General features: G+C 60.2%; 18 protein-coding genes. 4 read left to right on the forward strand and 14 right to left on the reverse strand.

Annotated features, from left to right (window positions below; all coding sequences use genetic code 11):
* Positions 1 to 110 precede the first annotated feature (110 nt).
* Both CWC48_RS05715 and mqo read left to right on the forward strand, forming a co-directional pair.
* On the forward strand, positions 111 to 344 hold the full coding sequence (locus CWC48_RS05715; protein WP_078046904.1) for a hypothetical protein: 234 nt from the start codon (positions 111 to 113) through the stop codon (positions 342 to 344).
* Between the two features lie 724 nt (positions 345 to 1068).
* Complete coding sequence (mqo, locus tag CWC48_RS05720) at positions 1069 to 2577, forward strand: malate dehydrogenase (quinone) (protein WP_078046903.1); 1509 nt, start codon at positions 1069 to 1071, stop codon at positions 2575 to 2577.
* A gap of 69 nt (positions 2578 to 2646) precedes the next feature.
* Here mqo and CWC48_RS05725 read toward each other — a convergent pair whose 3' ends face one another.
* From CWC48_RS05725 to CWC48_RS05740, 4 genes are all read right to left on the reverse strand, one after another.
* The gene (locus CWC48_RS05725; RefSeq protein WP_003188614.1) at positions 2647 to 2934 is read right to left on the reverse strand and encodes a PA4642 family protein; all 288 of its coding nucleotides are present in this window, start codon (positions 2932 to 2934) and stop codon (positions 2647 to 2649) included.
* Between the two features lie 208 nt (positions 2935 to 3142).
* The gene (locus tag CWC48_RS05730; RefSeq protein ID WP_078046902.1) at positions 3143 to 3628 is read right to left on the reverse strand and encodes a hypothetical protein; all 486 of its coding nucleotides are present in this window, start codon (positions 3626 to 3628) and stop codon (positions 3143 to 3145) included.
* Between the two features lie 35 nt (positions 3629 to 3663).
* Positions 3664 to 4131: a WbuC family cupin fold metalloprotein gene (locus CWC48_RS05735; protein ID WP_099494057.1), complete on the reverse strand. Its 468-nt coding sequence runs from the start codon at positions 4129 to 4131 to the stop codon at positions 3664 to 3666.
* A 2-nt stretch (positions 4132 to 4133) separates the two neighbouring features.
* Entirely contained in the window at positions 4134 to 4691 is a 558-nt protein-coding gene (locus CWC48_RS05740; protein ID WP_078046900.1) for a hypoxanthine-guanine phosphoribosyltransferase, read from the reverse strand.
* 164 nt (positions 4692 to 4855) lie between these two features.
* Between CWC48_RS05740 and upp the strand changes: the two genes are divergently transcribed.
* Positions 4856 to 5494 carry a uracil phosphoribosyltransferase gene (gene upp, locus CWC48_RS05745; protein WP_025856322.1) on the forward strand — a complete coding sequence of 213 codons (639 nt, stop codon included), beginning with the start codon at positions 4856 to 4858 and terminating at the stop codon, positions 5492 to 5494.
* Between the two features lie 2 nt (positions 5495 to 5496).
* Positions 5497 to 6771, forward strand: coding sequence for a uracil-xanthine permease family protein (locus CWC48_RS05750; RefSeq protein WP_034102220.1), 1275 nt, complete (start codon positions 5497 to 5499; stop codon positions 6769 to 6771).
* A 121-nt stretch (positions 6772 to 6892) separates the two neighbouring features.
* Here the strand turns inward: CWC48_RS05750 and hisC are convergent, their stop codons facing one another.
* The 10 genes from hisC to CWC48_RS05800 all read right to left on the reverse strand — a co-directional run bounded on the left by hisC (position 6893) and on the right by CWC48_RS05800 (position 14941).
* Positions 6893 to 7945 (reverse strand): histidinol-phosphate transaminase, encoded by a 1053-nt coding sequence (gene hisC, locus CWC48_RS05755; RefSeq protein ID WP_100491476.1) that lies wholly within the window; start codon positions 7943 to 7945, stop codon positions 6893 to 6895.
* A 3-nt stretch (positions 7946 to 7948) separates the two neighbouring features.
* Complete coding sequence (hisD, locus tag CWC48_RS05760) at positions 7949 to 9271, reverse strand: histidinol dehydrogenase (RefSeq protein ID WP_025856319.1); 1323 nt, start codon at positions 9269 to 9271, stop codon at positions 7949 to 7951.
* A gap of 128 nt (positions 9272 to 9399) precedes the next feature.
* Complete coding sequence (gene hisG, locus CWC48_RS05765; RefSeq protein WP_071494135.1) at positions 9400 to 10035, reverse strand: ATP phosphoribosyltransferase; 636 nt, start codon at positions 10033 to 10035, stop codon at positions 9400 to 9402.
* Positions 10036 to 10263: 228 nt separating this feature from the next.
* Complete coding sequence (gene murA, locus CWC48_RS05770) at positions 10264 to 11529, reverse strand: UDP-N-acetylglucosamine 1-carboxyvinyltransferase (protein ID WP_034102217.1); 1266 nt, start codon at positions 11527 to 11529, stop codon at positions 10264 to 10266.
* A gap of 23 nt (positions 11530 to 11552) precedes the next feature.
* Positions 11553 to 11792: a BolA family protein gene (locus CWC48_RS05775; protein ID WP_100491477.1), complete on the reverse strand. Its 240-nt coding sequence runs from the start codon at positions 11790 to 11792 to the stop codon at positions 11553 to 11555.
* A gap of 114 nt (positions 11793 to 11906) precedes the next feature.
* Positions 11907 to 12212 (reverse strand): lipid asymmetry maintenance protein MlaB, encoded by a 306-nt coding sequence (locus tag CWC48_RS05780; protein ID WP_078046898.1) that lies wholly within the window; start codon positions 12210 to 12212, stop codon positions 11907 to 11909.
* Positions 12209 to 12856: a phospholipid-binding protein MlaC gene (locus tag CWC48_RS05785; protein ID WP_078046897.1), complete on the reverse strand. Its 648-nt coding sequence runs from the start codon at positions 12854 to 12856 to the stop codon at positions 12209 to 12211. The genes CWC48_RS05780 and CWC48_RS05785 overlap by 4 nt, the downstream gene beginning before the upstream one ends.
* An 11-nt stretch (positions 12857 to 12867) precedes the next feature.
* Positions 12868 to 13335, reverse strand: coding sequence for an outer membrane lipid asymmetry maintenance protein MlaD (gene mlaD, locus CWC48_RS05790; protein WP_003171814.1), 468 nt, complete (start codon positions 13333 to 13335; stop codon positions 12868 to 12870).
* Positions 13335 to 14132 (reverse strand): lipid asymmetry maintenance ABC transporter permease subunit MlaE, encoded by a 798-nt coding sequence (mlaE, locus tag CWC48_RS05795; RefSeq protein ID WP_099494054.1) that lies wholly within the window; start codon positions 14130 to 14132, stop codon positions 13335 to 13337. Before mlaE ends, mlaD begins: the two co-directional genes overlap by 1 nt.
* Positions 14132 to 14941, reverse strand: a complete 810-nt coding sequence (locus CWC48_RS05800; protein WP_078046895.1) for an ATP-binding cassette domain-containing protein — start codon at positions 14939 to 14941, stop codon at positions 14132 to 14134. The genes mlaE and CWC48_RS05800 overlap by 1 nt, the downstream gene beginning before the upstream one ends.
* Positions 14942 to 15012: the final 71 nt, after the last annotated feature.

Below are 15012 nucleotides of genomic sequence, written 5' to 3' on the forward strand. Positions count from 1 at the left end.
TGACCCCTTGCCTGGAACGCGGTTCGATGTCACCGATATGTCACACCCGTTACATGGGCTCGTCATCCCGGGCAGGCATGCTTGGCCCCAATCTCAGGAGGTCGATCGCCATGCATTTTCTATGGTCACTGTTCACGCGCAAGACCGCCCTTCGCCAATTCGCCCTTCTCGATGCACAGGGGCGTTGCCAGGCGTTCAAAGAGTGCAGCCAGCCTCCAGTTGGCGACGGCTGGGTAGAAATCGATGAAATCCGCCTGAGCTGGATGCACCACCCATTGCCTGCCCGGGCCCGCGTCAGCCCGCGTCCTGCGCGGTCGTCCCGCCACCAGCCGTTGGCCGCCTGACCGAACACCTAATAAAAGTCATAAAACACGCCCATTTCCCTGGCGTTCTTCGCTACAATCTCCCCCCGATTATAAGGACGTCTCCTGATCGGGCCTCGCAGCATCGTTAATGCCTCGGCATTAGCCCAAGAATCGCCCACAGAGAGCCGCCCACACAGATCGAGTGAAGCTGGCGTGCTTGCTGTTTTCCCTGCAAACCCTCCGCCTTTATCGAATCTGCCAGAGCTGCCATTGCGCTCGGCCACTTGAGTTGTTTGCCCGTTTTGCCGCGTGTCGGCAAGGTATCCGGGCCAGGTGCCAGGCTGGGGCAGCCCTTTTTTGAGGTTCACGTCTTCAAAAGAGCGTGAAAAAACGGGTTTTCACAACTTCACAAGAGTGTGGCGAGCAAATGAATAGTTTGGCGTTTGTACAAGCACCATCAGCGTCTGGAACAGCCCAACCACACAGGACCGAGCACGCCTCAAGAACCGGAGCTTGAGCCTGTCCGCTACGGATTGGTTGCACGAATCGCACGCTTTGACCATAAGTCGAATTGCCACAGGCGCCCATGAATGCGTTCATAGGCAGATTAGCCCGGCAGGAAGCGTGCGCTGAAGTTGCAAAGAATTGCGAATCGGACATGGCGATCCTGGCCATGGGTAACCTGGGGCAACACGTGAACCGCCCCGTCACTCCTGGCAGCCATGCCGTCAATTTGGTGCTGCAGATTTTGGAGACGCGTTAAATGGCGCATAACGAAGCAGTCGACGTAGTACTGGTAGGGGCCGGCATCATGAGTGCCACCCTGGCCGTACTGCTCAAAGAGCTCGACCCCGGCCTCAAGCTGGAAGTCGTTGAGCTGATGGATTCGGGTGCCGCGGAAAGTTCCAACCCGTGGAACAACGCCGGTACCGGCCACGCCGGCCTGTGTGAGCTGAACTACACACCGCAGGCTGCCGATGGCTCCATCGACATCAAGAAAGCCGTGCACATCAACACCCAGTTCGAGGTGTCGAAGCAGTTCTGGGCGTACCTGACCAAAAAGGGCACCTTTGGCTCGTCCAAGTCCTTTATCAGCCCGGTGCCGCACTTGAGCTTCGTGCAGGGCGAAAAAGGCGTGGACTTCCTCAAGAAGCGCTTTGAATCCCTCCGCCAGCACCACGCGTTTTCGGACATGCACTACACCGAAGACCGCAACGAAATGGCCGAGTGGATGCCGCTGATGATGCCGGGCCGTCCGCTCGACGAAAAAATCGCGGCCACCCGCGTGATGAACGGCACGGACGTCAACTTCGGCGCGCTGACCAACCAACTGCTCAGCCACCTGACCAGCTCGGCAGACGCCCAGGTCAAGTACAGCAAGCGTGTAACCGGCCTCAAGCGCAACGGCGCGGGCTGGACCGTGAGCATCAAGGACGTCAACAGCGGCAACAGCCGTGAAGTGGACGCCAAGTTTGTGTTCCTCGGCGCCGGTGGCGCAGCCCTGCCGCTGCTGCAAGCCTCGGGCATCGAGGAAAGCAAAGGTTTTGGCGGCTTCCCGGTCAGCGGCCAGTGGCTGCGTTGCGACAACCCGGAAGTGGTCAAGCACCACCAGGCCAAGGTCTACAGCCAGGCTGCCGTGGGCTCGCCACCGATGTCCGTGCCGCATCTGGACACCCGCGTGGTGGATGGCAAGAAGTCCCTGCTGTTCGGGCCATACGCCGGTTTCACCACCAAGTTCCTCAAGCACGGTTCGTTCCTCGACCTACCCCTGTCGATTCGTGCCGGCAACATCGGCCCGATGCTGGCCGTGGCGCGCGACAACATGGACCTGACCAAGTACCTGGTCAGCGAAGTGCGCCAATCCATGGAACAGCGCCTGGAATCCCTGCGCCGCTTCTACCCTGAGGCGAAAGCCGAAGACTGGCGCCTGGAAGTGGCCGGTCAACGGGTGCAGATCATCAAGAAAGACCCGAAGAAAGGCGGCGTGCTGCAATTCGGTACCGAGCTGGTCGCGGCCAAAGATGGTTCGTTGGCCGCGCTGCTGGGGGCGTCCCCGGGTGCTTCGGTGACCGTTTCGATCATGCTGGAACTGATCGAGAAGTGCTTCCCAAGCAAAGCGTCGGGTGAATGGGCCGCCAAGCTGCAGGAAATTTTCCCGGCGCGGGAAAAGGTCCTGGAGACGGATGCCGAGCTGTATCGCAAGATCAACACGCAGAACAACATCAGCCTTGAGCTGGTGGCACCTGCCGCCGAGACCGAAAGCTACGCTTGAGGTCGTGACGCCATAAAAAACGCCCCGCTCTCATGATGAGAGCGGGGCGTTTTTGTGTGTCTAGGATAATCAGCCGCGGGCGTTATCGATCAGCTCGATGTACTCGGCGGCATTACGCTGGTCCTTGATCAGATCGACAAAGGTCTGGCCATGCTCATCCTTGCCGTCGAGGTCCAGGCCGGCTTCCTTGAAGAAGCCCAGGAACCGTTCGAAGTCGTCGATACGCAGGCCACGGTAGGCCTTGATCAGTTTGTGCAGGGACGGTGAAGTCGCGTCGACCGGCTCGAAGTCCAGGAACAACTTGATCTGATCGTCGCCGATCTCATCACCAATCACCTGTTTCTTATCTTTACGCATTACCGACTCCAGCCTGCAGACATTTACACGGGGTCTGAAGTCTACCTGCCAGACACCACCTTCGAAAACAACCAAACACTTATGTGGGAGCTGGCTTGCCTGCGATAGCGGTGGGTCAACTGGCCCCTCTGTCACTGAGACAACGCTGTCGCAGGCAAGCCAGCCCCCACATCAATTGCATCCACATAGCGGAATCTGTGTCGCCTGACTACTTCGCGCGAACGGCTCCGGTATGCAAATCCGCCCAGATATGCCCGTTGGCATAACTGAGGAACTGCACATACACCGTGTCATTGCGCAGCAAGTCGACGATCACGCGGTACTGGGCCACCGGGTACGACAAGGTCAGCGTCTTGCTCTTGTCATCGTAAGCGGGCTTTTTCAGGCTTTTGCTCTCAGCATCAAAATTGAGCACCACTTGGCTTATCGTCGCGCCCTTGTTGAGGGACTTGCCCTTGAGGCGAATCATCAGCGGCGAAGTCACCGGGATCGGTTGCTGGCTGGATTGGCGCTGGTTGCCCACCACTACCGCGTACTCGGTGACTTGCAGCAGTTGCTGCTGGTCCGGCGCTTCGGCGCGCAGGGTCAGGTCATCCGAGGGCAAGAATTGGCTGTGCATCGGCGCAGGCGCCGCGGCCAGGGGCAAACTGAGGGTCAACGCCAGGGCGGCGCAGGTGCGTGTCAACAGGCTCATGGGCCGCTCCGGCAAGGTGGGCCCAGCACTGTAGCTCAATCGAACTGGGCAAGCATCCAGCGTTGATACTCGGCCACGCCAGCGTCACCTTCACGGGGTGCCCAGTCGGCCAGTTCGCCCTCGCCCACCGGACGATAAGGGCCGGCCTTGCACTCGAACATCACCGTGTCGGGCTCCAGCACCACTAGGCCATGGAACACACCCGGCGGCAGGTCGACACCCGCGCACTCACCGCCCGCCTGCATGACGCGCTTGGCGAGCACCTCGCCGGTTTCGCTGAACACCAGCACACCCAAACGGCCCTGCAGCACCAGCAAGGTTTCCGCCTTGTCCGCACTCAAGTGCCGATGAGGCGGCACATAGGTGTCCGGTTGCAGGCCCACCGCCAGGCGATGGCAGGGCTCTTCCATCTGATGAAAGTTGTGGTGGTGTCGGCCACGAGGGCTGGCGGCCGCTTTCTCGGCCAGTTCGGCAAACAGCGTCTGATCAAGAAAGCGGGCCATGCTTACATTCCTTTGACGGCGAAGATTCCATTGGCGTTGCGCCAGTAGCCTTTGTAGTCCATGCCGTAACCGAAGATGTAGCGGTCGATGCACGGCAGGCCGACGTAATCGGCTTTCAGGTCCGGGCGCGCCTTGCGGTCGTGGTCTTTGTCGATCAGCACGGCGGTGTGCACTTTGCGCGCGCCGGCGTGTTTGCAGAAGTCGATGATCGCGCCCAGGGTGTGACCTTCGTCGAGGATGTCATCGATGATCAGCACGTCGCGATCAATGAACGAGACTTCCGGCTTGGCCTTCCAGAACAGGTCGCCGCCGCTGGTTTCGTTGCGATAACGGGTGGCATGCAGGTAGGACGCTTCCAGCGGGAATTGCAGGTGGGTCAGCAATTTGCCGGCGAAGATCAGGCCACCGTTCATCACGCAGAAGACCACCGGGTTGGTGTCGGCCATTTCACGGGTGATGTGTGCGCCGACCTTGGCGATCGCTTCTTCGACTTGCGCTTCGGTGTACAGGCAGTCAGCCTCGTGCATGATTTGACGGATATGCTCGAGATCAGCGGACATGGCGCTCTCCAAGGGGGTGCTGTGGCAAGAAAAGCGGGCGAAGGTACGCTTCTCGTGCGCTCCGAGCAAGCCTTAATGGACTAACGTACTAGATGTCTATAGGACAACACCCTCGGATAGATTAATCTAGGCCGGTTTTTTTGCCCGCCGCCGGAGCCTTTCCCATGCCCACTCGCGAGATCCGCCATCCGCTGATCCGACACAAGCTCGGCCTTATGCGCCGCGCCGACATTAGCACGAAGAACTTCCGTGAGCTTGCTCAGGAAGTCGGAGCGTTGCTCACTTACGAAGCGACCAAGGACTTGCCCCTGGAAAGCTACGAGATTCCTGGTTGGGCCGGTCCCGTCCAGGTCGAGAAAATCGCCGGTAAGAAAATCACCGTGGTGCCGATCCTGCGCGCCGGTATCGGCATGCTCGAAGGCGTGCTCAGCCTGATCCCGGGCGCCAAGGTCAGCGCCGTGGGCGTGGCCCGCAACGAAGAAACGCTGCAGGCCCACACCTACCTGGAAAAACTCGTTCCAGAAATCAACGAGCGCCTGGCGATGATCATCGACCCGATGCTCGCCACCGGCAGCTCCATGGTTGCCACCATCGACCTGCTGAAAAAAGCCGGTTGCCGGGACATCCGCGCCATGGTGCTGGTCGCTGCCCCCGAAGGCATCGCTGCCGTCGAGAAGGCCCACCCGGACGTGCAGATCTACACCGCGTCCATCGATGAGCGTCTGAACGAACACGGCTACATCATCCCAGGCCTGGGCGATGCCGGTGACAAGATCTTCGGCACCAAGCAGAAGGACGCGTGAGCATGCAGGATGAATTCAACGACCCGCTTTGGCGCCAGATCCTGTCTGGCGCACAAATGCTCTTCGTAGCATTTGGCGCGCTGGTGTTGATGCCACTGATCACAGGTCTTGATCCAAACGTCGCACTGTTCACCGCGGGCCTGGGCACGTTGTTGTTCCAGGTGGTGACAGGGCGGCAGGTGCCGGTCTTCCTGGCGTCGAGCTTTGCCTTCATCACCCCGATCATTCTCGCCAAGGGCCAGTTCGGCCTCGCGGCGACCATGGGCGGGGTGATGGCCGCCGGCTTCGTTTATACCTTCCTGGGCCTGGCCGTGAAGATCAAGGGCACCGGGTTTATCGACCGGCTGCTGCCGCCCGTGGTGATCGGGCCAGTGATTATCTCCATCGGCCTGGCCATGGCACCGATCGCCGCCAACATGGCAATGGGCAAAGCCGGTGACGGTACCGAGCTGATCCATTACCAGACGGCGATGATGATCTCGATGCCAGCACTGCTGACCACCTTGATCGTGGCGGTGTTCGGCAAGGGCATTTTCCGCCTGGTGCCGATCATCTCCGGCGTGCTGGTGGGTTTTGCCATGTCGTTCTACTTTGGCGTGGTCGACACGGCGAAGATCGCCGCCGCCCCCTGGTTTGCCCTGCCCCACTTCACCGCGCCGGAATTCAACTGGCAAGCGATCCTGTTTATCGTCCCGGTGGCCCTGGCCCCGGCGATCGAACATATCGGCGGTGTGATTGCAGTGGGCAGCGTGACTGGTCGCGACTACCTGAAGAAGCCAGGCCTGCACCGCACGTTGCTGGGTGACGGCATTGCCACCACGGCTGCCGGCCTGTTTGGCGGCCCGCCGAACACCACCTACGCCGAAGTGACCGGCGCGGTGATGCTGACCAAGAACTACAACCCGAAAATCATGACATGGGCGGCAGTGTTTGCTATCAGCCTGGCGTTTATCGGTAAGTTCGGCGCATTGCTGCAGAGCATCCCGGTACCGGTGATGGGCGGGATCCTGTGCCTGCTGTTCGGCTCGATTGCCGCGGTGGGGATGAACACGCTGATCCGCCACAAGATCGACCTGGGCGAAGCTCGCAACCTGGTGATTGTGTCGGTGACCCTGGTGTTCGGGATTGGCGGTGTGCTGGTCGGTACCGGCACCGGCCCGGATGACTTCGGCCTCAAGGGCATTGCCCTGTGCGCGGTGGTGGCGATTGGCTTGAACCTGTTGCTGCCGGGCAATGATGGTTGGAAGAACAAGAAGCCGGATGAGCCGTTGCTGTAACGATGCGGTGTTGCTGATGGCCTCATCGCGGGCAAGCCCGGCTCCCACAGGGAAATGCATTCCAATGTGGGAGCCGGGCTTGCCCGCGATGAGGCCCGTCAAGCCAATAAAGGTCTAACGCCTAGAGCTCACCGAGCCCATCGATCAACGCCTGGTTCTGCTCAGGCGTGCCGATGCTGATCCGCAGGAACTGGGCAATCCGCTCCTGCTTGAAGTGACGAACAATCACCCCTTGCTCACGCAACTTGGCCGCCAGGCCCGCCGCGTCATGCTGTGGGTGACGGGCAAAAATGAAGTTGGCTGCCGACGGCAACACTTCAAAGCCTTTGGCTTCCAACTGTGCCACGACTTTCTCACGGCTATCGATAACCAATCGGCAGGTCTTCTCGAAGTACTCACGATCCTCGAACGACGCCGCTGCGCCGACAATCGCCAGGCGATCCAGCGGGTAGGAGTTGAAGCTGTTCTTGACCCGCTCCAGCGCTTCGATCAGGTCCGGGTGACCCACGGCCAGGCCCACGCGCAAACCAGCCAGTGAGCGCGATTTGGACAGGGTCTGGGTCACCAGCAGGTTCGGGTAGCGGTCCACCAGGCTGATCGCGGTTTCACCGCCGAAGTCGATATAGGCTTCATCGACCACCACCACCGAGTCCGGGCTGGCCTTGAGGATCTGCTCCACGGCGTCCAGCGCCAGCACGCAGCCGGTGGGCGCGTTCGGGTTGGGGAAGATGATCCCGCCGTTCGGCTTGGCGTAATCCGCCACACGGATCTGGAACTGTTCGTCCAGCGGCACCGGAGCGGACTTGATGCCATAGAGCCCGCAGTAAACCGGATAGAAGCTGTAGCTGATATCCGGGAACAGCAGCGGCAGATCGTGCTGGAACAGGCCGTGGAAGATGTGCGCGAGGACTTCGTCGGAACCGTTGCCAAGGAACACTTTGCCGGCATCGATCCCGTAATACTTGGCCACCGCCTGCTTGAGCAGGTCGCTGTTGGGGTCCGGGTACAGGCGCAGGTTGTCGTTCAACTCGGCCTGCATCGCCGCCAATGCCTTGGGCGATGGCCCGTAGGGGTTTTCATTGGTGTTGAGCTTGACCAGCTTGGTCAGCTTGGGTTGTTCGCCGGGCACGTAAGGCACGAGGTCCTTGACGAAAGGGCTCCAGAATTTGCTCATGTCTCAGTTCCCCTTCTCTTCAAGGATGCGGTATTCGGCGCTGCGGGCGTGGGCACTCAGGGATTCACCACGGGCCAGCACCGAAGCAGTCTTGCCCAGCTCGGAAGCGCCCTGGGGCGAGCAGAAGATGATCGACGAACGCTTCTGGAAGTCATACACCCCCAGTGGCGACGAGAACCGCGCCGTGCCGGAGGTTGGCAGCACGTGGTTCGGGCCCGCGCAGTAGTCCCCTAGGGCTTCGCTGGTGTGGCGGCCCATGAAGATCGCACCCGCGTGGCGAATCGACGGCAGCCAGGCTTGTGGGTCGGCCACGGACAGCTCCAGGTGCTCCGGCGCGATACGGTTGGCCACTTCGATGGCTTGCTCCATGTCGCGCACCAGGATCAACGCGCCACGGCCATTGATCGACTTCTCGATGATCTCGGCGCGCTCCATGGTCGGCAGCAGTTTATTGATGCTGGCCGCGACCTTGTCGAGGAACTCGGCGTCCGGGCTGACCAGGATCGCCTGGGCATCTTCGTCATGCTCGGCCTGGGAGAACAGGTCCATGGCGATCCAGTCCGGGTCGGTCTGGCCGTCGCATACCACCAGGATTTCCGAAGGGCCGGCGATCATGTCGATGCCCACCTGGCCAAATACGTGGCGTTTGGCGGTGGCGACATAGATATTGCCTGGGCCGACCACTTTGTCGACCTTCGGCACGCTTTCAGTGCCATACGCCAGGGCGGCAACGGCTTGGGCGCCGCCGATGGTGAACACGCGATCCACACCGGCGATGCAGGCTGCAGCCAACACCAGTTCGTTGATTTCACCGCGCGGGGTCGGCACGACCATGACCACTTCGGTCACGCCTGCCACTTTGGCCGGGATCGCGTTCATCAGCACCGATGAGGGGTACGAAGCTTTGCCGCCCGGCACGTACAGACCGGCGCGGTCCAGCGGGGTGACCTTCTGGCCCAGCACCGTGCCGTCAGCCTCGGTGTAGCTCCAGGAATCCTGTTTCTGTTTTTCGTGGTAGCTGCGCACGCGCGCCGCCGCCACTTCCAGGGCTTCGCGCTGCGGCGCAGTGATGCGCGTCAGGGCCAGTTCCAGGCGTTCGCGGGGCAGGATCAGGTCAGCCATGGACTTGACGTCCAGGCCGTCGAACTGGCGGGTGAAGTCCACCAGCGCCGCATCACCGCGCTCGCGCACGGCCTTGATGATGTCGAGCACCCGCTGGTTGACCGAATCGTCGGACACGCTTTCCCAGCTCAGCAGATGATCCAGATGATGGGCGAAATCCGGGTCGGCAGCGTTGAGTCGGGCAATTGCAGTGGACGTGGTCATAGCGAGGGCCTCAATAGAATTGGCAAAAACTCAGGCACCCTAAACTAGCAGTCGTTTCCGCTTGGGCACCTGAGAATTCTGGCTATGAGGCGGATAGACGGGCGCAGCCTTCAGGCTACGCGGGTAAGTCAACCGCGGTGTCGCGACTCCACTGCCGTGCGCAGGGTGTCGATCAACGCCTGGATACGGGCATGCTGCATCTTCATCGAAGCTTTGTTGACGATCAGGCGGGAGCTGATGTCGGCAATGAATTCTTGCGGCTCAAGACCGTTGGCACGCAGGGTGTTACCGGTGTCGACCACGTCGATGATCTTGTCGGCCAGGCCGATCAGCGGCGCCAGCTCCATCGAGCCGTAGAGCTTGATGATGTCGACCTGGCGGCCTTGCTCGGCGTAGTAACGCTTGGCAACATTGACGAACTTGGTCGCGACGCGCAGGCGGCCTTTGGGCTCGACATCACCGACACGGCCAGCGGTCATCAACTTGCACAGGGCAATACGCAGGTCCAATGGCTCGTACAGGCCCTGGCCGCCGTATTCCATCAGCACGTCTTTACCGGCAACACCGAGGTCGGCCGCGCCATGTTCAACGTAGGTCGGCACGTCGGTAGCCCGCACGATCAACAGGCGCACGTCGTCCTGGGTCGTGGGGATGATCAGCTTGCGGCTCTTGTCCGGATTCTCGGTCGGCACGATGCCCGCTTCAGCCAGAAGCGGCAAAGTGTCGTCAAGGATGCGGCCCTTGGACAGTGCGATGGTCAACATGGAAACGTCAGTCCTTCATCAGGCTATTGCTGCCCGGTCGCAAACGGCGCCGGACACAGATCGAGGCCATTACAGCCTCGATTTTGAACAAATTTACAGCAAGCCTCTAGTAGTGAGCGGGCTTGCCCTGCGCTGGAGTGCGCAGCGCTCCCCAGACTTTAGGGCCGCTTCGCAGCCCAGCGCGGGGCAAGCCCGCTCACCACAGTGACAGCGTTTTCAGCGGCGGGACTAGCCCGGTACGCGGCGGATTTTGGCGCCGAGCATCTGCAGTTTTTCTTCGATGCACTCGTAACCACGGTCTATATGGTAGATGCGGTCGATGAGGGTGTCGCCTTCGGCGATCAGCGCCGAGATCACCAGGCTGGCCGAGGCACGCAGGTCGGTGGCCATCACTGGCGCGCCCTTGAGTTTCTCGGTGCCGGTCACGATGGCGGTGTTGCCTTCGACCTGGATCTTCGCGCCCATGCGGTGCAGTTCGTACACGTGCATGAAGCGGTTTTCGAAGATGGTCTCGATCACGGCACCGGTGCCTTCGGCAATCGCGTTCAGGGAGATGAACTGCGCTTGCATGTCGGTCGGGAACGCTGGGTAGGGAGCGGTACGCACGTTGACGGCTTTAGGACGCTTGCCATGCATGTTCAGCTCGATCCAGTCTTCGCCGGTAGTGATTTCGGCACCGGCTTCGCGCAGCTTTTCCAGGACCGCTTCCAGGATGGTCGGATCGGTGTCCTTGACCTTGACGCGACCACCGGTGACGGCAGCAGCAACCAGGTAGGTACCGGTCTCGATGCGGTCCGGCATCACTTTGTAGGTGGCCGGGTGCAGGCGTTTCACACCGTCGATGGTGATGGTGTCGGTGCCGGCGCCGGTGATGTTGGCACCCATGGCGATCAGGAAGTTGGCCAAGTCGACCACTTCCGGCTCGCGCGCGGCGTTTTGCAGGACGCTGCGGCCGTTGGCCAGGGCAGCGGCCATCATGATGTTCTCGGTACCGGTCACGCTGACGGTATCAAAGAAGAAGTTGGCGCCACGCAGGCCGCCTTCCGGCGCCTTGGCCTTGATGTAGCCGCCTTCGACGTCGATAGTCGCACCCATGGCTTCAAGGCCGCGGATATGCAGGTCAACCGGACGCGAGCCAATGGCGCAACCGCCAGGCAATGCGACTTCGGCTTCGCCGAAACGGGCGACCATCGGGCCCAGCACCAGGATCGACGCGCGCATGGTTTTCACCAGCTCGTACGGGGCGATCAGGGTCTTGATGGTGCGCGGGTCGATTTCGACGGCCAGTTTCTCGTCGATCACCGGCTCGATACCCATGCGACCGAACAGCTCGATCATGGTGGTGATGTCGTGCAGGTGCGGCAGGTTGGCCACGGTAACCGGGCCATCGCACAGCAGGGTCGCTGCCAGGATCGGCAAGGCGGAGTTTTTTGCACCAGAGATGCGAATCTCGCCATCAAGGCGGGCACCGCCGGTAATAATCAATTTATCCATAAGAATCTCGACGCCTTGGGGGCTCAGGTGCGCTCGGCCCAGGCCGCGCGGCTGAAAAATTTCATAGTGACCGCATGGATGCTGCCATCGGTGATCCACGGGTTCAAATGGGCATAGATCTGCTGCTGACGCTTGACCGGGCTGAGTGCCACCAGTTCATCGCTAATCACGTTCAGCTGGAAGTTGCAGCCTTCGCCTTCAACTTCTACGGTCGTTTCCGGCAGCTTTCCTTCAAGAAAGCGCTTAACTTCTAGGGCCTGCATGCTCAACCTCTATCGGCGCCCAGTGCGCGCGGGTCGCACATCATACAAAAAAGCCCCGCGCCTGCGAACCCCGCGTAGCAGGACTCTGACGGGGGGCCTCTTTAATAATGTGTATTAAGGATGCGCCAGCAACTCGGTCAGACCGGAAACTTCGGCGATTTCACGCATGTCTTCGGGCATAGCACGGATGCTGACGGGCTTTTTGGCCGCTTCGGCATCACGCATGAAGCACAGCAACAACGATAAGCCGACGCTGCTGGACTTGGTCACAGCCGAACAATCCAGCACCAGCGCAGGGGCAGTGCTGGTCTTGATCAAGGCCTGGCCCTGCTTGCGCAGGTCAGGCCCGGAGCGGTAGTCCAGCACGCCACTGATGAACAGCTCGCCGGCATCGCCTAGACGAACAGCCGACTCGGTCATTGCGCAGGCTTCCCGGCAGCTTTATCGGTTTCTTCCTTGGCCTTGGCGACTTCACCGGCCCAACCATTGATGGTTTTGTCCAGATCGTTGCCATTGCGCTGCATGGCGTCGGCGAACTGGTCACGGAACAGCTTGCCAATGTTGATGCCGTTGATGATCACGTTACGCAGCTTCCACTCGCCGTTAACCTTCTCCAGCGTGTACTGCACAGGGTAGACAGCACCGTTGTTGCCTTTGACGCTCATATTGACGCTGGTGCGATCACCCGACTCATCGCCGGCGGGAGCAACGGTAATGCCCTGGTTGTTGTACTCGAGCAGCGCGTTACCGTAGAACTGGAACAGGCCTTTCTTGAAGTTTTCCTGGAAGGTCTGCATCTGCGCCGGGGTAGCCTTGCGCGAATACTTGACCGTCATGATGCTGCGGGAAATGCCTTCAGCGTCGACCACCGGGCCAACAATGGTGTTGAGCGCGTTATAGAACTGACTCGGGTCCTGCTTGTACTTTTCCTTGTTGGCCGACAGGTCAGCCAACATCTTGTTAGTAGTGTCCTGCACCAGATCGTGCGCAGAACCTGCTGCGTTGGCCATCAACGGCAGCGCTGCAAGCAGTACCAGAAGGCCACGTCGCAAGGTAGAGATCATGTACGAATTCCTCATTTGGCGTCTTTATTGACCGTATTGAGCAGGAATTTACCGATCAGGTCTTCAAGTACCAACGACGACTGTGTGTCGTGGATTGTCGAGCCATCCTTGAGCAGGGCTGTTTCCCCGCCCACGCTGACACCGATGTACTTCTCGCCCAGCAGACCCGCAGTGAGGATAGATGCAGTGGAGTCGGTCGGCAGATTATCTACCTTCTTGTCCAATTGCATCGTCACCCGGCCGGTGAAGCTGTCGCGGTCCAGATCGATTGCCGTGACCTTGCCGATGGTTACACCGGCCATGGTCACTTTAGCTCTGACAGTCAAACCGGCGATATTGTCGAAGTACGCGTAAAGTTTATAAGTATCGGCGGTGGGGCTGGCCGAAAGACCGCTGACTCGCAGGGCCAACAACAGTAAAGCCAGGATGCCAGCCAGCAAGAAAAGGCCGACACCGATTTCCACAGTGCGGTTTTGCATCAGAAATCTCCAAACATCAAGGCGGTCAAAATGAAGTCAAGGCCCAGTACCGCCAGCGAGGCGTACACAACGGTCTTGGTGGTGGCGCGACTGATCCCTTCTGAGGTGGGCTCACAGTCGTAGCCTTGGAATACGGCGATCCAGGTGACAACAAAGGCGAAGACGATGCTCTTTATGACGCCGTTGAGCACGTCGCCCGTGAACGTCACGCTGTTTTGCATGTTGGCCCAGTAGGAGCCGTCGTAGACGCCCAGCCAGTCCACTGCCACCCACGAACCGCCCCAGATACCGACCACGCTGAAGATCATCGCCAGCAATGGCAGGGAAATGAAGCCGGCCCACAGGCGCGGGGCAACAATGTATTTGAGCGGGTCCACGCCGATCATTTCCAGGCTGGACAACTGCTCGGTGGATTTCATGTTGCCGATTTCGGCGGTCAACGCGGAACCCGCGCGCCCGGCGAACAGCAAGGCGGTGACCACCGGCCCCAGTTCACGCAACAGCGTCAAGGCGACCATCTGCCCTACCGCCTGCTCCGAACCGTAGCTGGAGAGGATATTGAAGCCCTGCAACGCCAGCACCATGCCGATGAACACGCCGGAGACCACGATGATCACCAGGGACATGACACCTACCGAATGCAGCTGCTTGACCAGCAGGCCAAAGCCGCCGCCAATGCCGCCACGACCGAGCAGGGCGTGGAAGAGAAAAATCGTCGAACGGCCCAGAACCTCGACGATGTCGATGCCCGAGCGACCGAAAAGGCGAACCTTCTCGATGAGAGATGTCTTGCGCATCAGCGCTTCCCCAGAAGATCTGAGCGGTAGTCCGCTGCCGGAAAGTGAAAAGGCACCGGGCCATCGGGATCGCCGGTCATGAACTGGCGAATGCGCGGGTTATCGGCGTTCATCAGCTCTTGCGGTGTGCCCTGCCCCAGCACCTGGCCATCGCCGACTACATAAAGGTAATCGGCAATGCTCGCGGTTTCTGCAAGATCATGGGAGACCACGATGCTGGTAATGCCCAAAGCATCGTTGAGCAAGCGGATAAGCCGTACAAGCACCCCCATGGCGATGGGGTCCTGGCCGACAAAAGGCTCGTCATACATGAGAATCTGCGGGTCGAGGGCGATGGCACGCGCCAGGGCCACACGGCGCTTCATGCCTCCGGACAGTTCATCGGGCATCAGGTCGATGGCACCGCGAAGGCCTACGGCCTGCAGTTTCAGCAACACAATGTCACGAATCATTTCGTCAGACAGCTGGGTATGCACCCGCAGCGGAAAGGCCACGTTCTCGAAAACATCGAGGTCGGTGAACAGCGCACCGCTCTGGAACAGCACACCCATGTGCTTGCGTGCGTCAAACAGATCGCTGCGCGACAGCGTCGGCAGGTTCTGGCCATTGACCCACACTTCACCGGCGCTGGGCCGCAATTGCATGCCCATCAGGCGCAGCAGCGTGGTCTTGCCGCAACCGGAAGGCCCCATGATGCCCGTGACCTTGCCGCGCGGAATGCGGATATCGACGTTATTGAAGATGCTGCGCGTCCCGCGCTTGAAGGTCAGTCCCTTCAGCTCGACCGCGTAGGCGTTATCGGCACTCATCTAAACTCCTTGGGATGCAGCCTCTCACTCAGACACCACGTTTGCGACAAACGTTTGCATCATTCGCGCAA

Source organism: Pseudomonas sp. S10E 269, assembly GCF_002798465.1.
In the GTDB taxonomy this organism is placed as follows: Bacteria; Pseudomonadota; Gammaproteobacteria; order Pseudomonadales; family Pseudomonadaceae; genus Aquipseudomonas; species Aquipseudomonas pergaminensis.

Excerpts from the sequence above, each read along its gene's own strand:
- hisC (WP_100491476.1), bottom strand. The coding sequence starts at position 7,945 with ATGAGCAAATTCTGGAGCCCTTTCGTCAAGGACCTCGTGCCTTACGTG.
- CWC48_RS05775 (WP_100491477.1), bottom strand. The coding sequence starts at position 11,792 with ATGCAGGCCCTAGAAGTTAAGCGCTTTCTTGAAGGAAAGCTGCCGGAA.
- hisD (WP_025856319.1), bottom strand. The coding sequence starts at position 9,271 with ATGACCACGTCCACTGCAATTGCCCGACTCAACGCTGCCGACCCGGAT.
- CWC48_RS05735 (WP_099494057.1), bottom strand. The coding sequence starts at position 4,131 with ATGGCCCGCTTTCTTGATCAGACGCTGTTTGCCGAACTGGCCGAGAAA.
- murA (WP_034102217.1), bottom strand. The coding sequence starts at position 11,529 with ATGGATAAATTGATTATTACCGGCGGTGCCCGCCTTGATGGCGAGATT.
- upp (WP_025856322.1), top strand. The coding sequence starts at position 4,856 with ATGCCCACTCGCGAGATCCGCCATCCGCTGATCCGACACAAGCTCGGC.
- CWC48_RS05750 (WP_034102220.1), top strand. The coding sequence starts at position 5,497 with ATGCAGGATGAATTCAACGACCCGCTTTGGCGCCAGATCCTGTCTGGC.
- CWC48_RS05725 (WP_003188614.1), bottom strand. The coding sequence starts at position 2,934 with ATGCGTAAAGATAAGAAACAGGTGATTGGTGATGAGATCGGCGACGAT.
- mlaD (WP_003171814.1), bottom strand. The coding sequence starts at position 13,335 with ATGCAAAACCGCACTGTGGAAATCGGTGTCGGCCTTTTCTTGCTGGCT.
- mlaE (WP_099494054.1), bottom strand. The coding sequence starts at position 14,132 with ATGCGCAAGACATCTCTCATCGAGAAGGTTCGCCTTTTCGGTCGCTCG.
- CWC48_RS05800 (WP_078046895.1), bottom strand. The coding sequence starts at position 14,941 with ATGAGTGCCGATAACGCCTACGCGGTCGAGCTGAAGGGACTGACCTTC.
- hisG (WP_071494135.1), bottom strand. The coding sequence starts at position 10,035 with ATGTTGACCATCGCACTGTCCAAGGGCCGCATCCTTGACGACACTTTG.
- CWC48_RS05780 (WP_078046898.1), bottom strand. The coding sequence starts at position 12,212 with ATGACCGAGTCGGCTGTTCGTCTAGGCGATGCCGGCGAGCTGTTCATC.
- CWC48_RS05730 (WP_078046902.1), bottom strand. The coding sequence starts at position 3,628 with ATGAGCCTGTTGACACGCACCTGCGCCGCCCTGGCGTTGACCCTCAGT.
- mqo (WP_078046903.1), top strand. The coding sequence starts at position 1,069 with ATGGCGCATAACGAAGCAGTCGACGTAGTACTGGTAGGGGCCGGCATC.
- CWC48_RS05715 (WP_078046904.1), top strand. The coding sequence starts at position 111 with ATGCATTTTCTATGGTCACTGTTCACGCGCAAGACCGCCCTTCGCCAA.
- CWC48_RS05740 (WP_078046900.1), bottom strand. The coding sequence starts at position 4,691 with ATGTCCGCTGATCTCGAGCATATCCGTCAAATCATGCACGAGGCTGAC.
- CWC48_RS05785 (WP_078046897.1), bottom strand. The coding sequence starts at position 12,856 with ATGATCTCTACCTTGCGACGTGGCCTTCTGGTACTGCTTGCAGCGCTG.